The organism is Streptomyces sudanensis (assembly GCF_023614315.1).
GTDB classification, from domain to species: Bacteria; Actinomycetota; Actinomycetes; order Streptomycetales; family Streptomycetaceae; genus Streptomyces; species Streptomyces sudanensis.
The window spans coordinates 2,742,734-2,758,040 of the sequence record NZ_CP095474.1 but is presented as its reverse complement, the minus strand read 5'-3'; the positions used below and the strand labels follow the sequence as shown (position 1 = coordinate 2,758,040).

At 71.8% G+C, this 15,307-nt stretch carries 14 protein-coding genes and 1 pseudogene; 7 read left to right on the top strand and 8 right to left on the bottom strand.

Translation table 11 applies throughout. The features are described from left to right. The first annotated feature begins 79 nt into the window (after positions 1–79). Together mshA and MW084_RS12785 are read left to right on the top strand one after the other, a co-directional pair. Positions 80–1,426 (top strand): D-inositol-3-phosphate glycosyltransferase, encoded by a 1,347-nt coding sequence (gene mshA, locus MW084_RS12790; RefSeq protein WP_255115003.1) that lies wholly within the window; start codon positions 80–82, stop codon positions 1,424–1,426. After that, a complete protein-coding gene (locus MW084_RS12785) occupies positions 1,419–1,907 on the top strand; it encodes a type III secretion system chaperone family protein (protein WP_010476803.1) in 489 nt (162 codons plus the stop codon). Before mshA ends, MW084_RS12785 begins: the two co-directional genes overlap by 8 nt. 148 nt (positions 1,908–2,055) lie before the next feature. Here the strand turns inward: MW084_RS12785 and MW084_RS12780 are convergent, their stop codons facing one another. After that, positions 2,056–3,336 (bottom strand): MDR family MFS transporter, encoded by a 1,281-nt coding sequence (locus MW084_RS12780; RefSeq protein WP_275563599.1) that lies wholly within the window; start codon positions 3,334–3,336, stop codon positions 2,056–2,058. Between the two features lie 174 nt (positions 3,337–3,510). On the opposite strand from MW084_RS12780, the gene MW084_RS12775 reads away from it, so the two are divergent. Continuing rightward, complete coding sequence (locus tag MW084_RS12775) at positions 3,511–4,272, top strand: phosphoglyceromutase (protein ID WP_010475896.1); 762 nt, start codon at positions 3,511–3,513, stop codon at positions 4,270–4,272. Positions 4,273–4,352: 80 nt separating this feature from the next. Here MW084_RS12775 and MW084_RS12770 read toward each other — a convergent pair whose 3' ends face one another. The 4 genes and pseudogenes from MW084_RS12770 to MW084_RS12755 form a co-directional block, all read right to left on the bottom strand. After that, complete coding sequence (locus tag MW084_RS12770; RefSeq protein WP_010475894.1) at positions 4,353–4,649, bottom strand: ribosomal protein L7/L12; 297 nt, start codon at positions 4,647–4,649, stop codon at positions 4,353–4,355. Further along, positions 4,550–4,880 (bottom strand): annotated as a pseudogene (locus tag MW084_RS24725) (hypothetical protein); the annotation flags it as partial. The gene MW084_RS12770 and the pseudogene MW084_RS24725, both read right to left, overlap by 100 nt. Positions 4,881–4,916: 36 nt before the next feature. Continuing rightward, complete coding sequence (locus tag MW084_RS12760) at positions 4,917–5,354, bottom strand: ATP-binding protein (RefSeq protein ID WP_010475891.1); 438 nt, start codon at positions 5,352–5,354, stop codon at positions 4,917–4,919. Between the two features lie 276 nt (positions 5,355–5,630). Further along, a complete protein-coding gene (locus tag MW084_RS12755; protein ID WP_010475889.1) occupies positions 5,631–6,371 on the bottom strand; it encodes a GntR family transcriptional regulator in 741 nt (246 codons plus the stop codon). An 85-nt stretch (positions 6,372–6,456) separates the two neighbouring features. Here MW084_RS12755 and MW084_RS12750 point away from each other — a divergent pair, with 85 nt between their 5' ends. Together MW084_RS12750 and nudC are read left to right on the top strand one after the other, a co-directional pair. Continuing rightward, positions 6,457–7,545 (top strand): DUF1152 domain-containing protein, encoded by a 1,089-nt coding sequence (locus tag MW084_RS12750; RefSeq protein WP_078572146.1) that lies wholly within the window; start codon positions 6,457–6,459, stop codon positions 7,543–7,545. A gap of 920 nt (positions 7,546–8,465) precedes the next feature. Beyond that, entirely contained in the window at positions 8,466–9,401 is a 936-nt protein-coding gene (gene nudC / locus MW084_RS12745; protein WP_010475885.1) for an NAD(+) diphosphatase, read from the top strand. 303 nt (positions 9,402–9,704) lie between these two features. On the opposite strand, the gene MW084_RS12740 is transcribed toward nudC, so the two are convergent. The 3 genes from MW084_RS12740 to phoU all read right to left on the bottom strand — a co-directional run bounded on the left by MW084_RS12740 (position 9,705) and on the right by phoU (position 12,478). Beyond that, positions 9,705–10,901, bottom strand: a complete 1,197-nt coding sequence (locus MW084_RS12740) for an IS30 family transposase (protein ID WP_420833763.1) — start codon at positions 10,899–10,901, stop codon at positions 9,705–9,707. Between the two features lie 396 nt (positions 10,902–11,297). Further along, positions 11,298–11,447, bottom strand: a complete 150-nt coding sequence (locus MW084_RS12735; RefSeq protein WP_169331703.1) for a hypothetical protein — start codon at positions 11,445–11,447, stop codon at positions 11,298–11,300. A 350-nt stretch (positions 11,448–11,797) separates the two neighbouring features. Beyond that, positions 11,798–12,478 carry a phosphate signaling complex protein PhoU gene (gene phoU, locus MW084_RS12730; RefSeq protein ID WP_010472782.1) on the bottom strand — a complete coding sequence of 227 codons (681 nt, stop codon included), beginning with the start codon at positions 12,476–12,478 and terminating at the stop codon, positions 11,798–11,800. A 206-nt stretch (positions 12,479–12,684) separates the two neighbouring features. Here phoU and phoR point away from each other — a divergent pair, with 206 nt between their 5' ends. Beyond that, complete coding sequence (phoR, locus tag MW084_RS12725) at positions 12,685–13,902, top strand: two-component system sensor histidine kinase PhoR (protein ID WP_010472783.1); 1,218 nt, start codon at positions 12,685–12,687, stop codon at positions 13,900–13,902. Continuing rightward, positions 13,899–14,579: a two-component system response regulator PhoP gene (phoP, locus tag MW084_RS12720; RefSeq protein ID WP_010472784.1), complete on the top strand. Its 681-nt coding sequence runs from the start codon at positions 13,899–13,901 to the stop codon at positions 14,577–14,579. Before phoR ends, phoP begins: the two co-directional genes overlap by 4 nt. Positions 14,580–15,307: the final 728 nt, after the last annotated feature.

The window sequence follows — 15,307 nt, the reverse complement described above, 5'->3', positions numbered from 1 at the left end:
GGCAGCGTCGGATNNNTNNTAGGGNNNNCTCCTTCGCCATGCCGCCCCGCCCCTGCCCCTGAGCGGAAGGACCGACGACGTGAGCCAGTACGTGTCCCGGTTCGCCGGCACCCTGGTACCGCCGCCCCGGCTCAGGCTGCCCGGACGGCACCGCCGCGGGCCGCGGCGGGTCGCCATGCTGAGCGTCCACACCTCCCCGCTCCACCAGCCGGGCACCGGCGACGCGGGCGGCATGAACGTCTACATCGTCGAGCTGGCGAAGCGCCTCGCCGCCATCGACATCGAGGTCGAGGTCTTCACCCGGGCGACCGCGGGCGGCCTGCCCCGGTCCGTCGAGCTCGCCCCCGGCGTCCTCGTGCGGCACGTCGAGGCCGGCCCGTACGAGGGCCTCAACAAGGAGGACCTCCCCGCCCAGCTGTGCGCCTTCACCCACGGTGTCATGCGCGCCTGGGCCCGCAACCGGCCCGGCCACTACGACCTGGTCCACTCCCACTACTGGCTCAGCGGCCACGTCGGCTGGCTCGCCGCCGAACGGTGGGGCGTCCCGCTCGTCCACGCCATGCACACCATGGCCAAGGTCAAGAACGCCGCGCTCGCCGAGGGCGACACCCCCGAGCCCGCCGCCCGCGTCATCGGGGAGACGCAGATCGTCCGCGCCTCCGACCGGCTGATCGCCAACACCTCCGGCGAGGCCGAGGAACTGGTCCGCCACTACGACGCCGACCCCGCGAAGGTCGCCGTCGTCCACCCCGGCGTCAACCTGGACCGCTTCCGCCCCGCCGACGGCCGCGCCGCCGCACGGGCCCGCCTGGGCCTGCCGCAGGACGCTTTCGTACCCCTCTTCGCCGGCCGCATACAGCCTCTCAAGGCCCCTGACGTCCTGCTCCACGCCGTCGCCCGGCTCCTCGACACCGACCCGTCGCTGCGCCCCCGCACGGTCGTCCCCGTCGTCGGCGGGCCCAGCGGGAGCGGCCTCGCCAAGCCGGAGGGCCTGCAGAAGCTGGCGGCCCGGCTGGGCATCGCCGACGTGGTCCGCTTCCACCCGCCGGTCGCCCAGGAGGAGCTCGCCGACTGGTTCCGCGCGGCGAGCGTCCTCGTCATGCCCTCCCACAGCGAGTCCTTCGGGCTCGTCGCCATCGAGGCCCAGGCGACCGGGACGCCCGTCGTGGCGGCGTCGGTCGGCGGCCTGCCGGTGGCCGTGCGGGACGGCGAGACCGGGTTCCTGGTCGAGGGCCACGACCCGGCCGACTACGCGCGCGTGCTCGCCCGGTTCGCCGCCGACCCGCACCTCACCGACCGCCTCGGCGACGCCGCCGCGCGCCACGCGCGGTCCTTCGGCTGGGACCGGGCCGCTTCGGCCACCGCCGAGGTGTACGCGGCTGCCGTGCACGAGCGCCGCCGTCGCGTACGCTCGCCCCATGGCTGACGCACAGCAGATCATCGAGTCCGCACTGCGCGACGCCGACCTGGCTTGGGAGTCACCGGAGCCGGGCTCGTACGTCGTCACGCTGCCCGGCACCAAGAAGCAGTCGACCACGCTCTCCCTGCGCCTGGGCGACCACTCGCTGTCCCTCAACGCCTTCGTCATCCGCCACCCGGAGGAGAACGAGGCGGACGTCCACCGCTGGCTGCTGGAGCGGAACCTCAAGCTCTACGGCGTCGGGTACGCCGTCGACCCGCTCGGCGACGTCTACCTCACCGGCAAGCTCCCGCTGGCCGCCGTCACCCTCGAGGAGCTGGACCGCCTGATGGGGTCCGTCCTGGAAGCGGCCGACGGCGCGTTCAACACGCTCCTGGAGATGGGCTTCGCGTCGGCGATCCGCAAGGAGTACGAGTGGCGGGTCTCCCGCGGCGAGTCCACCCGCAACCTGGACGCCTTCAGCCACCTCACGCAACCGTCGGAATGACGCCCCGGCCCGCGCGACCGCCCGGGTGACGCCCCGGCGGTCCGCCGGTTCCGGCGGGGCCCGGCGGCCCGCCGCGCGCCCCAAGGGCCGTACGGCACTCCCGCGACCGTACGCCCCCGGCCCGTCCGCGCCGCCCGGCGCGGCGGCCTCACACCACGCCGATCCGGGCCCCCTCGGCGTCGGCCTCCCCGGCCTCCGCCTCCCCGGCGCCGTCGAGCACCGGGTCCTTGCCCGCCACCGGCCCGTCCTCCGGCCCCTTCCCGTCGAGGACGCCCCGCATCAGCGCGTACCCGGCGGCGGCCACCAGCGCGACGGCGGCGCAGCCCAGCCACAGCGCGTCCGGCCCCGGCCCCTCGACGACCCAGCCCGCCGTGACCGGCGCGACGAACCCGCCGACCGACCACGCCATCCCCATCACGCCCTGGTACCGGCCCCGGGCGTGGACCGGCGCCAGCCGGGCGGTGGCGGCGGCGTTCACCGGGATGTAGACCATCTCGCCGATCGTCCACACGACCACGGTCGCCGCGAACGCCAGGGCCGACCCCGCCAGCGCCGTCGTGCCCATGCCCACCGCGAACAGCAGCGCCGACAGGACGAGCAGCGCGACCTGCGAGCGGCCCTCGGTGAGCCGGTTGACGAGGAGCTGGAAACCGACGATGACCACGCCGTTCACCGCGATGACCACGCCGTACGCCTCCGGCTCCAGACCCTCGGCCGTCATGGTCAGCGGCAGGCCCACCCACGGAGTGCTGAAGACGGTGCACACGAGCAGGCTCAGCAGCACCAGCGTCCGGAACGGCCCGTCCCGCAGCACGTCCAGCGTCGTCATCCGGGGCTCGACGGTCCGCTTCCCGTCCGCGTCCGACGGCGCCTCGGGCCGCGTCTCCGGCAGCCGCACGAAGACGATCACCGCGCACAGCGCCGTCGCGACGGCCTCCACCAGGAACAGCGTCCGGTAGCCGAGGAACAGCGCGGCGCCGCCGCCGATCGCGGCGATGGCGAAGCCCAGGTTGAGCGCCCAGTAGTTCAGGGCGTACGCCCGCCGCCGGTCGTGCTCCGGCACCTGGTCCGCGATGGTCGCGCCGATGGCGGGCCGGACCGACTGCATCGCCACGCCCATCAGCAGCACCACCGCCGCGACCGCCCACGCGCTGGTCACCACGGCCAGCGCCGCCGCGCACACGGCCGCCGCCAGGTGCCCGGCCACCATCGTCGGCCGGCGGCCCCACCGGTCGCTGAGCAGGCCGCCCAGCGGTGATCCGGCGATGCCGCCGAGCCCGTGCAGCGCGACGACGAGCCCCGCGTACCAGCCGGAGAAGCCCAGCTCCTGGGTGAGGAAGAGGGACAGGAACGTCAGGACGAACGCGCCCGTGCGGTTCACCAGCGTCGACAGCCACAGCCACCAGAACCCCCCGGGGAGGCCGGACACCGAGCGACGCGCCGAGCGTATGAGCGGGACGATGAACACATGGACCCCCCGGTAAGTGGCTGACTACCTCTTCGGAACTTACAAGCTTCCACGGATCGACGGCCAGTGAATTGACGGAGACCGTCAAGCGTTCCGGCGTCGGGGGCGCCGAAGGCGTCCATTAACCTCGTACGCATGGCCGACGCACCGTACAAGCTGATCCTCCTCCGCCACGGCGAGAGCGAGTGGAACGCGAAGAACCTGTTCACCGGCTGGGTGGACGTCAACCTCACCGAGAAGGGCGAGAAGGAGGCGGTCCGCGGAGGCGAGCTGCTCAAGGACGCCGGTCTGCTTCCCGACGTGCTCCACACGTCCCTCCTGAAGCGCGCGATCCGCACCGCGCAGCTCGCCCTGGAGACCGCCGACCGCCACTGGATCCCGGTCCACCGCTCCTGGCGGCTGAACGAGCGGCACTACGGCGCGCTGCAGGGCAAGGACAAGGCGCAGACGCTCGCCGAGTTCGGCGAGGAGCAGTTCATGCTCTGGCGCCGCTCGTACGACACCCCGCCGCCGGTCCTCGCCGACGACAACGAGTTCTCCCAGGCCGGCGACGCGCGCTACGCGACGATCCCGCCGGAGCTGCGCCCCCGCACGGAGTGCCTGAAGGACGTCGTCACCCGCATGCTGCCGTACTGGTACGACGGCATCGTCCCCGACCTGCTGACCGGCCGCACGGTCCTGGTGGCCGCCCACGGCAACAGCCTCCGCGCCCTGGTCAAGCACCTGGACGGCATCTCCGACACCGACATCGCGGGCCTGAACATCCCCACCGGCATCCCGCTGTACTACGAGCTCGACGCCGACTTCAAGCCGGTCACCCCGGGCGGCACGTACCTCGACCCGGAGGCCGCGGCAGCCGCCATCGAGGCCGTGAGGAACCAGGGCAAGAAGAAGTAACCGCCCACGAACAAGCCCCCTGCCCGCGGGTTCTCCGCGGGCAGGGGGCTTTTCGCTGTCTCTGGGCCGTCTCCGGACCGTTAGGGCGACGGGGCCGTGCGCTCTCCGGGCTCCGGCTCCTGCCGCCACTCCGCTCTGGCGCCGACGCTCTGGAGCACGGCGACAGCGGACCGGGCCCTGTACGCGGACAGACCCCCAAGGAGGGTGACGGGCGCTCGGCGCGCCAGGTCCCGGCTGTGCCACAAGCTCAACCCGGTCACCGTGCGCACTGCTCGGATCACATCCATCTCGCGGGACCCGCAGCCGATGAGCACCACCTCGTGGGACGGGTCGTCGCAGAGCAGCGTGTAGTACTCGGTGGACTCTCCGTCGGACATCTCGCCCTCCCGCCTCGGCGAACGGGAGCGTATGCGCACTCGAAGACGGCAGCCACGGCTTTTCGGGTGCGCTCGCGGCTGTTCGGCATGAGAGGGGCGTACGCCCGCAGAGTCAGGCCGGGGTCGGAATGACCCGGGTACTCGGCGGGAGCCTTGATTTTCTTACCTGCGTCCAGAGCACCGGGGCGGAGAAGGGGCGGAGGGCCGCATGTTGTTCTCGTGGGATTCCGCGCACGGCCGGGACAGTGAAGGAGGCGGGGCGCCCCATCACGTCGGCCAGGCATCGGCGACCATGAAGGAGACGACCGTTCCACCGAAGCAACTGGGCCCGTAACGCCAGGAGTCGGCGAGGGAGTCGACCAGGAGCAGCCCCCGCCCGTGGGCGTCGTCCGCCTCCGGGTGCCGCAGCCGCACGTTGGTCGGGAAGCCCGGGTTGTGCACGTCGACGCGGAGCGAAGCCCCTACGCGGTACCACTCGACCCGAACCAGCCAGGGCTCATCCGATTTCCCGTAACGGATGGCGTTGATCACCAGCTCCGAGATCATCAGCGCACAGTCGTCGACCGAGCAGGCCGGATCGTACGGAGCGATGAACTTCCGGAACCAGCGCCGGGCACGGGGCACGGACTCAGGGGCCGGAGGCAAGGTCATCGCTCCGAGCCGCGGCGAGTCCCCACAGGGGTAACGGTCGATCGTGTAAGCCATGCGTGCTCACTCCTTGCCACTGCCGTCGCAGTCGAGGCAGTGCCGCTTCGACGTGGCACGGCTGCGGTCATCGGCCGTGGAGAGCGCCAGCGCCGTACGGGAGCCGACGCGCTTCCCACCACGCCCCCGACACCCCCGGCAAGCTGACCGCGCGCCCTGTACCGGCCGCCGACTCGTCACGGCGTGCCTCTTCTCTTTCAAGTGGCCTTGGCCACTTCTGGATAGTGGCATTAGCCACTTGAGAGGCGCAAGTGGTTCGCCGGAACTGGCGAGCCGTCAGGCCAGTGGGTAGCCCTGCTCGAACGCCCAGCGGTGCGGCGGGTAGGTGGCTTCGGCGAACTCCAGAGGGCGGTCCTGGAGGTCGAAGACGACGTGATGGACGACGAGGACCGCGGACCCCGGCTCCAACCGCAGGTCGGCCGCCTCCTCGTTCGTGGCGGCCCGAGCGCACATACGATCCTCGGCGTAGCTGCCTTGCCGCCCGGTCATCCGCTCCATGTACAGGAGCGTCCCCTCCTGGATCCGCTCGGGGTCCATGAGCCTGGGCGCCCGTTGGCCGACGTCCGGAGTGAACCACGAAGTGGACAGCGCGATCGGGCCGTCCTGGTCGTTGGTCACGCGCCGGCGGTGCACGGCCCGGCGATCCTTCACCAGCCCCAGCGCCTCGGCGACGTGATCCGGAGCCTCCAGCCAACCGGCCGAAGTGATCACCGCGTACTCCCCGGGCGTGTAGATCTTCCCGGTCTGCCGTGCGCGCCCGTACAACTCGCGTGCACGCCGGTTCACTTCGAGACCGCGTACGTACGTTCCCGAGCCCTGGCGCTTCTCGACCAAGCCCTGACGGCTCAGCGCCTCCAACGCCCGTGCAGCCGTGGGCCGGGACACCTTCCAGTCCGCGGCGAGCTGCCGTTCCGAGGGAACCTCGTCCCCCGGCCGCAGGTCACCCCGAAGGATCTGGTCACGGATGTAGTGGGCGATCTGGAGATACTTCGGCCGGGCCTCTTCGATCTGCGGCATTTCCCCTCCCTCCCTCGTCCAAATGGCTACGCCGTTTGGCCACTATAGGGTGAGTGGCCAACCCGTGGACCCGTAGCCTTAGCGCATGACGCGGTTGATCGTCGCAGCAGGAGGAGGGGGCGACGCAGTCGCCGCCGCCATGCTTCACGCCGCCCTCTACGGCGACGAGGACCAGGCGGTGATCCTCACGTACGCATGGGACCGCCTCCTGGTCGACCCGCTCCCGGGGCCACGAGGAACCGACAGCTTCACGGGACTCGAACCCGTCACTCGGTCCGTATGGTCGGTGCCCGCCGAGGCCCGGCCGATCGCCCCGGCGGGCTCCACGCTCCCGCGTCTCGCGGCAGAGCTTCCGCACACCCTGGCCCTGCTCGACCCGCACCACGGCGCCGAAGGCGTCACCCGCCAACTCGAGGAGTTGGTGTCCCACCTGGCGCCGGCATCGATCGATCTGCTCGACGTCGGAGGCGACATCCTCGCCCAGGGCGACGAACCCACCCTCAAGAGCCCACTCGCCGACGCCCTCACCCTCGCCGCCTGCTGCCGGATCGACACCCCGATCCGTCTCCTGGTCGCAGGCCCCGGGCTGGACGGCGAAATCTCCGCCGACGACCTGCGCCCTCTGTTCGGCACGTCCGTCCACACCTTCACGGCTGAGGACGTGGAGACGATCGGCAGCATCCTGGAGTGGCACCCTTCAGAGGCCACCGCCATGCTCGCCGCAACGGCCCGAGGAACCCGCGGCATCTGCGAGGTGCGCGACGCCGGCCTTCCCGTACCCCTCACCGACGAAGGGCCGACGGTCCACGAAGTCGACCTGGACGACGCGGTGAGCCGCAACAACCTGGCCCGCGCCGTCATGACGACCGCCACCCTGGACGAGGCCGAGGCGTACAGCCGTGAGATCTGCGGCTTCTCGGAGATCGACTACGAGCGCAACAAGGCGGCACGGCTCACCGCGCGGCCACCGACGAAGCCGGACCCCGACGACGTACTGTCCCGGCTCGACCAGTTCCAGAGCGAGGCCCGCACCCGCGGAGTCACCCACACGACGTTCCGTCGCATCACCGAGGCCCTGAGCCTCGGCGGCTCCCAGCGCGACGAGCTTCGCCGACTCCTCATCCACAGCCGACCCGAGCAGTACGACGCCCCGCTGTGGAGCATCGGAACATGAGCGTGTTCGCAAGCGATCCGGGCCTGGACGAAATCCGTGACGCAGCAGCCACGGCAGAGAAGTCGACGTAGCCCTACACCTGCACGACGGCACCGTCAGGCTCTCGATCCTCTCGGCACAAGAGATCCTGCTGAACACCGACGACGCCGACCAGGCAGCCCAGGCACTCCAGCACGCAGCAGGACAAGCACGCGCGATCGCAGCGACACCGCGGCGAGTGGTCCTCCTGCGAGGTGCAGAAGCGCAAGGCGAAGAAGAAGCAGAAGCAGAAGCAGAAGTAACCGGCCGCCGGGCTGTACTCGGGCAGGCCGCCCGCCGGTAGCCGGAACGCGGGTCGCCGGTTGTCCCGTGTGAAGCCGAAGGGCGTGTGAAGCCGAGGGACGTGTGAAGCCGAAGGGCGTGTGAAACCGAGGGACGTGTGAAGCCGAAGGGCGTGCGAAGTCGAGGGGCGTGTGAAGCCCGTGAGGCCGGAGAGCTCCCCAAGACGACGGCTCGGCGGCCCGGCCGGCCCGGGCTGTGAGAAGTCGGAGCCGGTCGCTCGCCGTGGTGTGCGGACGGTGGGACGAGGACGCCGGCGCCGGTGCCGGCTCACTGCGCTTCCACCGCGAGGGTGCCGTCGGACCGGGCCGGCTCGACGACCGGTCGGCCGGTCGAACTGCCGGGCCGTACCCCGGCGCAGGTCTGCGTTCCGCCGGAAAGGCGCCCGGGGCAGGGTTTCCTGACGTTGCAACGGAATTGTCCGGATCAGGGTGTGCGGCGCGGGCGATATGGGATGCTGTCGCCGGTCTCCCGGGGGACTGCCCGGGTGATCCGGCCGCCGGATCCGTTCTGCTCGGCGCCTCTCGCCGATCGCTCCACCGTGGCGCGCAGCCGGAGACGAGCCGCCCTGTACGAGGAACACGGAAGGCAGGAGCGTTTTCGTGCACTACTTCGGGCTCGAACTCGACCGGGCGGGCAACCGTCGTGCCGACGCCGCGTGGGTCGAGGACCTGGCCGCCGGTCCCGGCATCCGGGTCGTCCCGCTCTGGCGGGACCGGTGCCTGGTGCGGGACGGCGCACCGGTGTCGCCCGGTTCGGTGACGTCACGGAAACTGCTCGACGCCGCACCGGAGTTGGTGTTCCTGGGGCTCGACGGTGAGGTCGCGGTGTTCGCGGCCGACCTGTCCGGCCTGTCCCGGGACGAAGCGCTGGCCATGGCCGGAGCCGACGCCGTACAGCACGTACGCGCCCTCGTGCCGGGCCTCGACCGGGCGGAGGCGGGTCTCCTCGCCTATGCGCGGGGCCTCACCCACTGGAACCGCAACCAGCGGTTCTGCGGTGCCTGCGGCGGGAGCGCCGACAGCCGCGACGGCGGGCACCTGCGGGTCTGCGCCGACTGCGGCAAGCTGCTCTTCCCCCGGATCGAACCGGCCGTGATCGTCCTGGTGGAAAGCGCCGGGGAGCCCCGGCACTGCCTGCTCGGCCGGCACGCCGGGTCCGGCCCGGAGGCGTTCAGCACCCTGGCCGGGTTCGTCGAGGTCGGCGAGAGCCTGGAGGACGCGGTCCGGCGCGAGGTCTTCGAGGAGGCCGGTGTCGTGGTCGAGGACGTCGTCTACCAGGGCTCCCAGGCATGGCCGTTCCCCGCCGGGCTCATGGTGGGGTTCCGGGCCCGGGCCGCGTCGACCGCCACGGCGGTCGACGGCACGGAGGTGGTGGAAGCGCGCTGGTTCACCTCCGCCGAACTGCGCGACCACGTCGCGGCCGGGCACGGTTACCGGCCGGACTCCATCGGCAAGTTCCTCATCGAGGGCTGGCTCGCGGAGGAAACGTGCGGGAACGGCTCGAAGGAGACGGGGCGGAACGCCTCCGGGCGATGAAAGGGGCGGCACCCTTCCGGGCGGATGCGGGAAAGCCCCTCCCGAGGAGCCCGCGGCGGTCCGCCGACTCCCGGGCACGACCCGTCGGACGTACGAACCGGGTCCGTACGAACCGGGTCCGTACGAACCAGATCCGTACGAACCAGGTCCGTACGGGATCCGGCCGGGGGAGTCCTCGGGGCGCCCCGGCGGACCGGGACCACCGCGGCCGCCGGGCCGACTGCCGGGCAACAGAACCGCCGACATGCACAGGGCCCCGGCCGGGTCCTTGGGTTCAAGGGGTCGTCGCAACACCGCTTGGTTTCAGGTGGTGAGTAGATCACGTAGACGCTCGGCTGGGGTATCCCAGTCGAGCGTCTTGCGTGGGCGGCCGTTGAGTTCCTGGGCGACGTGTTCGAGGTCTTCGGGGGTGTGCGGGCTCAGGTCGGTGCCCTTGGGGAAGTACTGCCGCAGCAGCCCGTTGGTGTTCTCGTTGGAGCCGCGTTGCCAGGGTGAGGCCGGGTCGCAGAAGTAGACGGGCATGCCGGTGGCCATGGTGAACTGCTTGTGGCGTGCCATCTCGCTGCCCTGGTCCCAGGTGAGGGAGCCGCGCAGGTGGTCGGGCAGGGTCTGGATCGTGGCGACGAGGCCGTCGCGGACGGTCTGGGCATCGTGAGCGCCGCCCGGCAGGTGGACCAGCATGGTGTACCGGGTGCTGCGCTCGACCAGGGTGGCGATCGCGGAGCGCCCGCCCGCACCGATGATCAGGTCGCCTTCCCAATGTCCGGGCACGGCCCGGTCCTCGACGTCGGCGGGACGGTCACTGATCATCACCATCGGGTCGATGAACCGCGGGGTGCGCCGCTGGGGGTCCCGGCGTGGTTTGCGGCGGGTGCGGCCGGAACGGATCGCGGCCTGCACTTCCCGCTTCAGGCCGCCGCGGGCCTGGAAATACAGCGCCTGGTAGACCGTCTCCACGCTCACCCGCATGCTCTCGTCGTCGGGATGCTCCATCCTCAGAGCGTGGCAGATCTGCTCCGGCGACCACCTCTTGCGCAGTGCGTCCTGGACGAAGCGGCGCAGCCGTCCCTCGCGCAGCAGTTTGCGGTCCTTGGGCCGGGGCCTGCGCGCTGCGGCGGCCCGGTGGGCGGCGTAGGGCTGGTAGCCCTCGCGGCCGGCGTTCGCGTCGATCTCCCGCTTGATGGTGCTGGCCGGCCGGCCCAGGGCGCGTCCGATCGCCCGCAGCGAGTGGCCTGCCGCACGTAGATCACGGATCTGCTCGCGCTCGGCCAGAGTCAAGAACCGGGGATGCAACTGCTTGTCCAGGGCCGTCAGACCCACTGATGCTGTGGTCACACCGCACATCGTGGCGGTCCCCGTCGCGTAGTCGACACGGCGGCCGTCGGCATACGTCCTGGTCGTTGCGGTCTTCTTGACGCCCCAGTCCCAGTCCCTGGCCGTGCGCTCGTTCACCCCGACGCGCCGGGCGGCCTCGGACTGCGAGGTGCCCGTGGCGCGCAGTCGCTCGTACTCGTCCCGCCGAGGATGCCGACGCGGCAGGCGCTGCGAACGGTGTCCCGCCCTCCGGGCCCAGCCGAAAGCGGTGTTCCGGTTCACCCCCAGCTCACGCGCCACCACCGTCACGTTCCCCACAGCATCCAGCCGTACGAGGAAACGCTTCCGCAACCCCGCAAGATCACGTTCAACACCCACGGTCCTCGCAACTCCCACAGATCACGGGTGTTGCGAGGACCGATAGAACCCAAGGTCGCGGCACGGGGCCCGTCGTACGGGGCGGGGCGAGGTGGGCCCGTGGGCGCGGGACCGGCGGTCCCGTCCTCGCGTGCAGCGGCGGCCTTCTCCGTCCGCCGCTGCACGCGGGGCCGTCACACGGCCGCCGTCACACGGCCGTCGCGGTCATCCGCAGGCGGCGCCGCACGAGCACGAGCCGCCCGACTGGCAGCCGCAGCTGCAGCCGGAACCGCATCCGCAGGCGCCGAGCAGGGGCAGCGGCGGGGTTTCGACGGGAGCTTCCTGGCCGGACCGGATCGTGCGGGAATCTGCCATAGCTTCCTCCTCAGCGGGGCCTGTGTCGCTTCGCCCCATTGCACGACCGCCGATGCGGGCGCATCAACGGCGCACGGAGGCGCCGTCCCGTCTTCGCGCCCCCACCGCACCACCGGGCGCCCCCAGCCCCTCGGAGCGCTGTTCCACCACACCGGAACCGCCGTCCAAGGCCCCCGGCGCCGTCCCAGGAGTATCGAGCCCCCACGGCGCCGCTCCCGTGCGCACCGGCCCCCCGGCGGCACCTCCCACGGCGCCGCCCCGGCACACCGGACCCCCCCGGGAACCACCCCGACACACCGGTTTCGCCTCTGCGGGCGCCCCCGGCGCCGCACCGCCCCGTCAGGTGCGCCTCACGCACCCTCGACGGGCGTCTCCGACTGCTGGATCTCGTCCGCGTGCTCGCCCGTCACCAGGTACACCACCCGCTTCGCCACCGACACCGCGTGGTCCGCGAAGCGCTCGTAGTAGCGGCCCAGCAGGGTGACGTCGACGGCCGTCTCGATGCCGTGGCTCCAGCGGTGGTCCATCAGGTGCCGGAACAGCGTCCGGTGCAGCAGGTCCATCTCGTCGTCGTCCTGCTCCAGCTGGAGCGCCAGGTCGACGTCCTTGGTGATGATGACCTCCGCGGCCTTGGCCATCAGGCGCTGCGCGAGCTGGCCCATCTCCAGGATGGTGGCGTGCAGGTCGCGCGGGACCGCCCGCTCCGGGAAGCGCAGCCGGGCCAGCTTCGCCACGTGCTGGGCCAGGTCGCCGGAGCGCTCCAGGTCGGCGCTCATGCGCAGCGAGGTCACGACGATCCGCAGATCCGTCGCCACCGGCTGCTGGCGCGCCAGCAGCGCTATCGCGCGGGCCTCCAGGTCGTGCTGGAGGTCGTCGATCTTCTGGTCGGCGGCGATCACCGCCTCCGCCAGCTTGAGGTCCGCGTCGAGCATCGCCGTCGTGGCGCGTCCGATCGCCGACCCGACCAACCGGGCCATCTCGACCAGTGCCTCACCGATCGAGTCCAGTTCCTCGTGGTACGCGTCCCGCATGGATGTCCCTCTCTCACTACGCTCGGGGTCCCGATGGGGCTGGGTGGTGTTCGGACCCCACGTTCCCACGGTCACGGGGTGACACGTCCGGGGCCTCCCCCACAAGTGAACCGCCACCGTCCCCTCAGTGAACTCTGGGCGACGACTGTTCGATCAGCTGCTCGAACGGCTGGGAGCGCCCCGTCGGGCGTGCCTAACCTGGACGCATGGACGTGAACGCGGCGGTCGCCGCATTGGCAGCGATCGCCGGTCTGCTCACCGGCGCCATCGCTGTGCTCGCGTTCCGCTGGAGCGAACGCGACCAGGCGAGGCCCACCCGGACGTCGCTGCACACGGACGCAGTCCTGCCCCCCGGCGTCGACACGGTCCTGTCCGTGCTGCGCTCCTCCGCCGTCGTGCTCGACGAGGGCGACTCGGTGGTGAAGGCGAGCTCCGCGGCGTACGCGCTCGGTCTGGTCCGCGGCGGGAAGCTGGCCGTGGACCAGATGCTGCAGATGGCCCGCGACACCCGGCGCGACGGGGAGATACGCCAGGTCGAGCTGGACCTGCCGCGGCGCGGCACGGGCCGGGGCGACGCCCTCGCCGTCTCCGCGCGGGTGGCGCCGCTCGGCTCCCGGCTGGTGCTCCTCCTCGTCGAGGACCTGACCGAGGCCCGCCGCATCGAGGCCGTGCGCCGCGACTTCGTCGCGAACGTCAGCCACGAGCTGAAGACGCCCGTCGGCGCCCTGTCGCTGCTGTCCGAGGCGGTCATGGACGCGGCCGACGACCCGGAGGCGGTGACCCGGTTCGCCGGGCGCATGCAGATCGAGGCGACCCGGCTGACCAACCTCGTCCAGGAGCTGATAGACCTCTCCCGGGTCCAGAATGACGACCCGCTGGAAGACGCCGAGCCGGTGTCCGTCGAGGAACTGGTCGACGAGGACATCGACCGCTCCCGCCACACGGCCGGCACCAAGAACATCTCGATGGTCGCCGGAGGCACGACCGACCTGCGGGTCTGGGGCCACCGCGGCCAGCTCGCGGCGGCCCTCGGCAACCTCGTCGAGAACGCCGTCAACTACTCCCCGGCCCACACCCGCGTCGGCATCGCCGTCCGCCGCGTCCCCGCCCCCGGCGGCGACCTCGTCGAGATCGCCGTCACCGACCAGGGCATCGGGATCCCCGACAAGGACAAGGAGCGCATCTTCGAGCGCTTCTACCGCGTCGACCCCGCCCGCTCCCGGGCCACCGGCGGCACGGGCCTCGGCCTGGCCATCGTCAAGCACGTGGCCGCCTCGCACGGCGGCGAGGTGACCGTGTGGTCCACCGAGGGCCAGGGCTCCACCTTCACCCTCCGCCTCCCCGAGGCGGGCGCGGGCCGTGGCCGCACCCCCAGCTCTGACATCACCAACGAACCGCTCACTGCCCCGGAGGTCCTTCCGTGACCCGAGTGCTTGTCGTCGAGGACGAGGAGTCCTTTAGCGACGCCCTGTCGTACATGCTCCGCAAGGAGGGATTCGAGGTAGCCGTCGCGAGCACCGGGCCGGAGGGACTCGACGAGTTCGAGCGCAACGGCGCGGACCTCGTCCTGCTCGACCTGATGCTGCCCGGGCTGCCCGGCACGGAGGTCTGCCGCCAGCTCCGCAGCCGGTCGAACGTGCCGGTCATCATGGTCACCGCGAAGGACAGCGAGATCGACAAGGTGGTCGGTCTGGAGATAGGCGCCGACGACTACGTGACCAAGCCCTTCTCCTCGCGGGAGCTGGTCGCCCGCATCCGCGCGGTGCTGCGCCGCCGCGGCGAGCCGGAGGAGACCGCGCCCGCGGCGCTGGAGGCGGGCCCCGTGCGGATGGACGTGGACCGACACGTGGTGACGGTGGACGGGACCAAGGTGGACCTGCCGCTGAAGGAGTTCGACCTACTGGAGATGCTGCTGCGCAACGCCGGCCGCGTGCTGACGCGGATGCAGCTCATCGACCGGGTGTGGGGCGCCGACTACGTGGGCGACACGAAGACCCTCGACGTGCACGTGAAGCGGCTGCGCGCCAAGATCGAGCCCGACCCGGGCGCCCCGCGCTACCTGGTCACCGTCCGCGGCCTGGGCTACAAGTTCGAGCCGTAGAGACGGCGGCCCCGTGCCGCACGACGCGAGGGGCGCCCCACCGGTGAGACCGGCGGGGCGCCCCTCGCGTCGTGCGGTGCCCCCGTGCGCGGACAGGGGGTCCGGCGTCAGTGGCCGTGGCCGCCGCCCGCGCCGTCGGCCGGCTCCGTCGGGGCGTCCGAGCCGCCCGGCGACGTGTTCGGCTTCGGCTTGCCCGACGGCGAGCCCGAAGGCGTACCGGCGGACGGGGCGGGGGAGGCGGCCGGGGACNGGGCCGCGGGGGACGAGGCCGCGGGGGTCGGCCCGAAGTTGTCGTAGTAGCTGCCCGTGGCGTGGACGAGCGCCTGGAGCTTCACGTCACCGGTCTTGCTGAGCCGGAAGACGACCTCCTGGGCGCCGCCCCTGGCGGACTCCTCGAGCCCCTCGATCACGACGGCGGCGTTGCCCTTGCCGCCGAGGATCAGGGAGCCGCCGGCGGGGATGGTGAGGGGGCCGGAGCCCTTGGCGGGCTTCAGCTCGGCCTTGGCCTTGGAGCCCGGGAACTGGACGGCCTCCAGCGTCTCGGCCGTGGAACTGCCGTTGAAGAGGGTGGCGGAGAGGGCCGCCGGACCCTCGGCGCCTTCGGCCGGGGTGATCACGACGGCGTTCAGGACCTCGATGTCGCCCACGGTGGCGGTGGCGTTGTCCGGCTTGATCTGGAGGCTCTGTGCGTCATGGCCCGCACCGCATGCGGTGAGCGAGGCGACGGA

Excerpts from the sequence above, each read along its gene's own strand:
- MW084_RS12785 (WP_010476803.1), top strand. The coding sequence starts at position 1,419 with ATGGCTGACGCACAGCAGATCATCGAGTCCGCACTGCGCGACGCCGAC.
- MW084_RS12775 (WP_010475896.1), top strand. The coding sequence starts at position 3,511 with ATGGCCGACGCACCGTACAAGCTGATCCTCCTCCGCCACGGCGAGAGC.
- MW084_RS12770 (WP_010475894.1), bottom strand. The coding sequence starts at position 4,649 with ATGTCCGACGGAGAGTCCACCGAGTACTACACGCTGCTCTGCGACGAC.
- MW084_RS12760 (WP_010475891.1), bottom strand. The coding sequence starts at position 5,354 with ATGGCTTACACGATCGACCGTTACCCCTGTGGGGACTCGCCGCGGCTC.
- MW084_RS12755 (WP_010475889.1), bottom strand. The coding sequence starts at position 6,371 with ATGCCGCAGATCGAAGAGGCCCGGCCGAAGTATCTCCAGATCGCCCAC.
- MW084_RS12750 (WP_078572146.1), top strand. The coding sequence starts at position 6,457 with ATGACGCGGTTGATCGTCGCAGCAGGAGGAGGGGGCGACGCAGTCGCC.
- MW084_RS12735 (WP_169331703.1), bottom strand. The coding sequence starts at position 11,447 with ATGGCAGATTCCCGCACGATCCGGTCCGGCCAGGAAGCTCCCGTCGAA.
- phoU (WP_010472782.1), bottom strand. The coding sequence starts at position 12,478 with ATGCGGGACGCGTACCACGAGGAACTGGACTCGATCGGTGAGGCACTG.
- phoR (WP_010472783.1), top strand. The coding sequence starts at position 12,685 with ATGGACGTGAACGCGGCGGTCGCCGCATTGGCAGCGATCGCCGGTCTG.